Genomic DNA, 4,952 nt, shown 5'->3' with positions numbered 1-4,952 from the left:
TCTGGCATTCGGATATTTATTGTCAAACCAAATTCCATAAGTGAAATTATCTGTAACCAGATTTTCAGATACAACACTATTTGCATTGTTATGGAATTTTATTCCCGCAGATTCATAGCGCTTATATCCTCTAAACATTTGGTTATTGTTATACATTACTACATTTCCCATAACAACCATTTCCTTTGAGCCAAACCCAATCACTCCGGTACATCCATTATCGAGTACATAGTTGTTTTCTATTCGATTTCCAATGACCTCCTCAGGTTGGTAAGATTTCTGTGAGGTTTTTTCATTGTCTGGCCCTTCTGTTCCACAGTCAATACCAATGTTCGCAGCATACCTGACCACATTGTTTTTGATCAGCCAATGATGACCGCTCCTGATACCAAGTGCTCCTGACTGAGCATTCTCTTTTGTTTCCCAGAAATTTCGTGGATATTGATTGCCACAATGTTCCATTATAAAACCTATTACATGAATGTAGCCCAATCCACGTAAATGAGGAGCAAATATTCTGCGTCTGGTTGTTAATTCTATCTGAGAGCTATTGTACTTATGCTTATCATCAAAATTAATCAGCACCTTATCCTGCTTTGAATCATACCACCAGCTTGCTTTGTGTTGCAACATTTCTTCTTGAAGCGGGTATTGCTGGTACATAGCTCCATCTACAAAAACCTGCCCAAGGTTAAACACTATATCCTCCACTCCTTCCGGAGCACCGTCCCTAAGCCAAGGTGTGGATGCCATTGGAACCTTAAATGGATTGGCACTGTCGAAATAAAAATCATCAGTGAATTCCATTTTTGACAGATCACATGAAAATACATTACTACCTAAACCCTTAAGATTCCCTTTATAAACATCCGATCCTTTTATGAAAACCCTCTTCCCCGGTTCAGCCATGTACACAATAGGTGCTTCGGCTGTCCCTCCTCTTGGAGGCGAAACACGTTCACGGTAAATTCCTTCCGTTACAAATACCGTGTCACCCGAATGAGCCATATCAGCTCCTTTTTGTATGGTTAAAAATGGTTTATTGATGCTGCCGCTATTGTTGTCTTTACCTGCTTTTGACACATACCAGGTTTTTGCTGTTGCCATCTGAGAAAACAACAAGGCGGTAATTAATATGAAATTTCTTGACATTATGTATCTGTTAAAATTAGTTGATTATAAAAGCACAGGATCGACATGTCTCCACCAATTATAGTGTATCATGATTTCAACCCGATGGGTTAATCTTTCAATCCTGTAAGATCAGAATCGATTACAAGCTTGCCTTCTTCCAATCAATCCAATGTGTGTTTGGCTAAGCCAATCTTGAATGTATCTCCGCCATCATTTGTACCCTGAAAGTAAAACCAAATCTGATTATCCTTTTTAATAATATCTCCATGTCCAAAAGTACCTGACGCAAAGTCTGGTCTCTCCATATCCACAATGCCTAAATCTTTGAAATTTTTCAACTCAGTTGAAACATATAGCGGTACACTTCAGTTGTGCTAGACCATCCGTGACAGCCCAGCATGTAGTACCTCCCCTTCTCTTTCCATAAAACTGAACCTTCTCCACCTGCACCTGTTGGTTCAGGTTCAGACCAATTGACTAAATCACTAGATTTTCTCATGAAAATAGGTTCATTCTTTTCTTTATAGGTCGTGTAAAACATGTAAAAAATGTCTTCCTCCTCATAAATAAAAATATCGTTAGCTCTTCCTATATTCTGTGGAATGATTTCATTACTCTTTGTCCAGTTTACAAGGTCAGTGGATGTAGCATAACTAGTGTAAATCAGATTTTTCGGTTTTCTAGGACCTCCAGTGTAAAACATATAATATTTACCATCATACCAAATTGGGCGACTTGGAGCCTGAACCCTCCCTGCTTCCCATGTATTACTGTCAGCCTTAAAAATAACTCCTTGCTTCTTCCAGTTTAATCCATCCGAAGAGGTAGCATATTCTATTTGCCAATTAGGCGTACCATGTCCTTGAAATCCAGTAGCTGATCCCGTGTAGTACATGTAATACTTCCCATCCGCATAAAATATAGAAGGGTCTTTGGCAAAGTCATCATCTGGATCGCTAAAAACTGGTTGCTTAAGAGAATTCCATTTTATATTCTCAGTAAAGACCCTTTTCTTCTCTGAATTAGCACTGGAATCTTCCTCAACAGACACATATTTGGATGATTGGCAAAAAGTAAATACAATAGCTATGATTAGTAAAAGCAAGCCTTTAATTTTATTCATAATTTTATTTTTTAAAACCCATATAACTGAATATTGCTTAACTGGCAACAAAGCTTAGTTTCCAATTCGTGTGAATGGGAAACACACCTTATTCCTAAATGAAATAAGGTGCATAATGAGTGAATTTGATTGTTAATACCCTGGATTCTGTTCTATAACAGCATCTATATTAGCATCAATTACACTCTGTGGTATTGGCCATAATTTATGATAGTCTTGAATGTAATCCGCTTCTCTAAAATTGTGTTTTTTAACCCTCTCAACTAATTTGCCCATTCGTATCAATGTCCTTAGTCTGCGTTCTTCTACGATCAACTCCCTGGCTCTTTCATCCAAAATGTAGTCAAGATCAACATCTTCAGGATCAACAGGGGTTGCATTGGCTCTATTTCTAATATCATTAATATCATCCGCCGCTTTTTGACTCTCCCCTGCTAAAAAGTATGCCTCCGCCCGAAGTAAATAAGTTTCAGATAACCTTACTTTAATAAACTCATTATAACTCATACCTGAAGCTGCTCCTCCTGATGGGAATCCTTCAATTTTTCTAAACCATGGATACATGTAGCGCATAGTATCAATTGATTCCACCTTAATGTTAGTCCCCTTCCAAAAGCCATTTTCCATCTCTACTTTTTGACCAAAATAGTTTCCCGTATTAAAATAGTAGTCTCTGCGAATATTATATTTTGAATTTCGCATATCATTATCCCAATCACTTCTCCAAATGTCGTAACGAGAATAATTTGTTGGTGTAGTCCAACCATTAGGTCTCCCAAGACTATCACAGAGAACTAAGCCAATTTTATTATCAGGATCTTTAATGCTATAATATGCCGGCCCCCACCGCCTTAATTGTCCATTTCCTCCATCGCTTGGAATACCACCTGTAACTCCATATTCAACCTGAATAGCCCAAATCGTTTCCAGGTTTCCAGAAGATCGGTTAATCTGGTGAGTCCAAAACAGGTCAGAATATACATCCCCCGGTCGGGATAGGTCACCAAACCTTTCTGTCATAAGCTTATAATGTCCACTGTTAATCACTCTCGTTGCAGATTCAATAGCTTTAGTGTATTCCTGTAGCCCCAGGTATGTTTCACTCAAATAATGATCGGCTGTAGCTTTGACAATTTTTCCGTCTTCAGGTGTTGTTTCGGGTAACCACAGAGAAGCAAATTCCAAATCTTCCACAATAAATTCAAGTACTTTTTGTCGTGTTTCTCTTGTATAATCATATCTCGGCGTGGTAACTTCTTCCTTAATAATAGGTACCCCCCCATACAAATTAACCAAAACAGAATAGACGTACCCTCTGAAAAACCTTGCTTGCGCCAGCACTTCATTCTTATCATCAGCTGAGTCCCAACTTATATCAGGATTCTCCGCACGAGTGATAATTGTATTTGCCCTGCCAATCATCTGATATGCCCAATACCAGTAAAACTCTGTATAGTTAGTTGTTGGATTCATTACTTGCCAAACACTAGTTACAGCTAGTACAGAGGCAGCAGCATTGGTAGCAACATCTGTACACTCGCTCATTATAACCTCATATTTATTATCTCCGCTTGCCATTTCATTTCTGGCAGTAACATACAACCCAACAAGTGCAGCATCAAATCCCTCTTTATTTACAAAAGCATTCTCAGGACTAAAAAAGTCCAACGGTTTTTCTATTAAAACATCTTCGCTGCATGAACTTAAATCCAATAAAAGAATTAGACTTATAGCTATAATTATTAAATTATTTTTTTTCATGATTCTTCTGCCTTTTAAAGTGTTACATTTATTCCAATAACCCAAGAACGATACATTGGACCATAAGACCCTCGACTTTGATCTCCTATTTCAGGATCCCAATTAGACCAATTGGTAATTGTATAAAGGTTCTTACCACTGATATATAGTTTAATATCCCTAATACTGAACTTATTAATTAGATCTTGAGGCAAATCATATGACAGGGATATATCTTGTAAACGGACAAAACTCCTGCTTTCATAAAATCTATGTCCATAAGGGTTAGTGAAGTTTAATATCGGTCCCTCGTTCGACTTATTTTCAGGAGTCCAATAGGGAATGTTTAGCGTATTGGCTCTGTTATAAAAGCTGGCCTGTAAGTATAAGTTTGGATTTGACCGATACCCTCCCTTTTGCGAATTTATAAAAATATTCAAAGCAAACTTTTTCCACTTGAGTGTATTAGATATCCCTAAACGAAAGTTAGGTTGGTCGGAATGAAGTACAGAACGGTCATCTACATCTATTTCTCCATTCCCATTTTTGTCTATAATCTTCGTATAACCGGGTAGAGCCCAACTTGGCATATCTTCACCTTCTTGATAGATACCATTCCAGTCATAGTCGAAATTAGCACCAATTGGCTGTCCTATAAACCAACCCGACGCTATAATATCATCCTCTTGACCATCTCCGTCTCTATCTCCTACCAATTTAACAATCTCATTCTTATTGGTAGAAAAAGTATATGTACTTTGCCATGAGAAATTCTTTCCTTTTATATTGATAATGTTCAATGTTGCTTCAAACCCCTTGTTGAACGAACCTCCTTCGTCGGAAGCCCTTCGGGGAATGCCAAAGAACTTCTAACTTCGGAGTTCACAAAATAAGAATTGAAGTTATGAAAAAAAAGTAAAACAATCATTGAAAAAGCATGTGAACAAGTACCTAA

At 37.7% G+C, this 4,952-nt stretch carries 5 protein-coding genes; all 5 read right to left on the bottom strand.

Annotated features, from left to right (window positions below; genetic code table 11):
• Positions 1–1,152: right-handed parallel beta-helix repeat-containing protein (locus AAOP42_RS00480; protein ID WP_349526486.1), on the bottom strand; the 1,152-nt coding region annotated here is incomplete at its 3' end.
• 143 nt (positions 1,153–1,295) lie between these two features.
• Entirely contained in the window at positions 1,296–1,472 is a 177-nt protein-coding gene (locus AAOP42_RS00475; protein ID WP_349526485.1) for a hypothetical protein, read from the bottom strand.
• Positions 1,469–2,257, bottom strand: coding sequence for a glycoside hydrolase family 130 protein (locus tag AAOP42_RS00470; RefSeq protein ID WP_349526484.1), 789 nt, complete (start codon positions 2,255–2,257; stop codon positions 1,469–1,471). The genes AAOP42_RS00475 and AAOP42_RS00470 overlap by 4 nt, the downstream gene beginning before the upstream one ends.
• Positions 2,258–2,389: 132 nt before the next feature.
• Positions 2,390–4,018: a RagB/SusD family nutrient uptake outer membrane protein gene (locus tag AAOP42_RS00465; RefSeq protein WP_349526483.1), complete on the bottom strand. Its 1,629-nt coding sequence runs from the start codon at positions 4,016–4,018 to the stop codon at positions 2,390–2,392.
• Positions 4,019–4,032: 14 nt separating this feature from the next.
• Positions 4,033–4,797: a SusC/RagA family TonB-linked outer membrane protein gene (locus tag AAOP42_RS00460; protein WP_349526482.1), complete on the bottom strand. Its 765-nt coding sequence runs from the start codon at positions 4,795–4,797 to the stop codon at positions 4,033–4,035.
• Positions 4,798–4,952 lie beyond the last annotated feature (155 nt).

The organism is Reichenbachiella sp. MALMAid0571 (assembly GCF_040151475.1).
Classification (GTDB): domain Bacteria; phylum Bacteroidota; class Bacteroidia; order Cytophagales; family Cyclobacteriaceae; genus CAXBNB01.
The sequence above is the reverse complement of the archived record's forward strand: the minus strand, read 5'-3'. Positions and strand labels throughout refer to the sequence as shown.

Coding starts and splice junctions, on each gene's coding strand:
- AAOP42_RS00470 (WP_349526484.1), bottom strand. CDS start 2,257: ATGAATAAAATTAAAGGCTTGCTTTTACTAATCATAGCTATTGTATTT.
- AAOP42_RS00465 (WP_349526483.1), bottom strand. CDS start 4,018: ATGAAAAAAAATAATTTAATAATTATAGCTATAAGTCTAATTCTTTTA.